Source organism: Nocardia sp. NPDC002869 (genome assembly GCF_046764065.1).
Taxonomy (GTDB): Bacteria; Actinomycetota; Actinomycetes; order Mycobacteriales; family Mycobacteriaceae; genus Nocardia; species Nocardia rhamnosiphila.
On the sequence record NZ_JBKOOL010000326.1, the window covers coordinates 1 to 1,813 of the forward strand.

General features: G+C 67.8%; 1 protein-coding gene. It reads left to right on the forward strand.

Annotated elements, in window-relative coordinates; translation table 11 throughout:
* A partial coding sequence (locus ACLML9_RS28665; RefSeq protein ID WP_411948417.1) for an NAD-glutamate dehydrogenase domain-containing protein occupies positions 1 to 1,777 on the forward strand: 1,777 nt, incomplete at its 5' end.
* Positions 1,778 to 1,813: the final 36 nt, after the last annotated feature.

The following is a 1,813-nucleotide window of genomic DNA, read 5'->3' on the forward strand; positions in this document are numbered from 1 at the left end:
TGAGCGGTCGCGGTTGTTCGGGTTGGCTCGGTCGAGTTGGGCGGATTATGATCGTTCGTTGATCAGTGCGGGTGGCGGCGTCTACGACCGCACCGCGAAGGCTATTCCGGTCAGCCCGGAAGTCCGTGCCGCGCTGCAACTTCCGGCCGGCGTCACCCGGCTCTCGCCGCCGGAGATGATCCGCGCGATTCTCGAGGCGCCGGTCGATCTGTTGTGGAACGGTGGTATCGGTACCTATATCAAGGCGAGTTCGGAAACGAACGCCGACGTAGGTGACAAATCCAATGACGCGGTGCGGGTGAATGCCGATCGTCTCCGGGTGAAGGTGATCGGTGAGGGCGGAAACCTCGGTGCGACGGCGCTGGGGCGTATCGAGTTCTGCCGTAACGGCGGGAAGATGAACACCGACGCGCTGGACAATTCCGCGGGGGTGGATTGCTCCGATCATGAGGTGAATATCAAGGTTCTGCTCGACGCGGTGGTGTCGGCGGGCGAACTCGATCTCGAAGACCGTAATCCGCTGCTGGCCGAAATGACCGACGAGGTCGCCGAACTGGTGCTGCGCGACAATATCTCGCAGAACTTCCGGATCGGCCTGTCCCGGTCGGGCGCCGGGCGGCGTGGTGCGGTGCACCGGCGGCTGCTCACCGAATTGGAGACCGGGCGCGGCGTGGACCGCCGCCTCGAGGCGTTGCCGGGTGACGCCGAGATGGAACGCCGGATCGCCGGCGGGGCGGGGCTGACCTCCCCGGAGCTGGCCACGATGATCGCCCATGTGAAGCTCGCGCTGAAGGCCGATCTGCTCGCCGGGGATCTGCCGGACAGCCCCACTTTCGCGGCGGTGCTGCCGGACTATTTCCCGACACCGCTGCGGGAGCGTTTCGCCGGTGCGATCACCACGCATCCACTGCGCCGGGAGATCGTGGCCACCGTGGTGGTCAACGAGATGGTCGATTTCGGCGGTGCGACGTTCGCCTTCCGGTTGTCCGAGGAGATCGGCGCCACCACCGACGACGCGGTCCGCGCGTTCACCGCCGCGGTGGAGATCTTCGGGTTGCGGGAGCTGTGGCAGCGCATCCGCTCCGAGCAGATGCCGACCTCGGTCCGCGATCAGCTCGAGCTCGAGACCAACCGCACGCTGGAACGTGCCGCGCGCTGGCTGCTGCTCAACCGGCCGCAGCCGATCGCGATCGGGGCGGATATCACCCGCTATCGCGAGGGAGTGCGTGCGCTGGCGGGCCGGGTGCCCGGCTGGCTGCCGAAACCGCTGTCCGAACGGGTCGCCGCGCACGCCACCGAGGCGACCGAACACGGCGCCCCGCAGGATCTGGCCGCCGAGGTCTACCGTCTGATCCATCTCTTCCCGCTGCTGGACGTGCTGGATATCGCCGATATCGCCGAACGCGACGCACAGGAGATCGCCGAACTCTATTTCGCGCTCAACGCGCATCTGGAGATCACCCGGCTGATCAGCGCGGTCGGCGATCTCGACCACGATCAGCGGTGGGCCGGCCTGGCGCGGCTGGCGCTGCGCGACGACCTGTACGAGTCGCTGCGGCTGCTGACGCTGGATATCGCCACCGCCACCGACCCGGAGGATCCGGTGACGGAGAAGCTGGACTACTGGGAGCAGACCAACCGGTCACGGCTGACCCGGGCCCGCGCCGCGCTCACCGAGATCTTCGGGGTGAGCCGGCACGATCTGGCGACCCTGTCGGTGGCGGCGCGGCAGGTGCGGAGCCTGGCGGGTAGCTCGGAGTCCGGTATCGTCGCCTGATCACGCGGGATTCGCGGGTGGCCGTCCGGCTCGGGC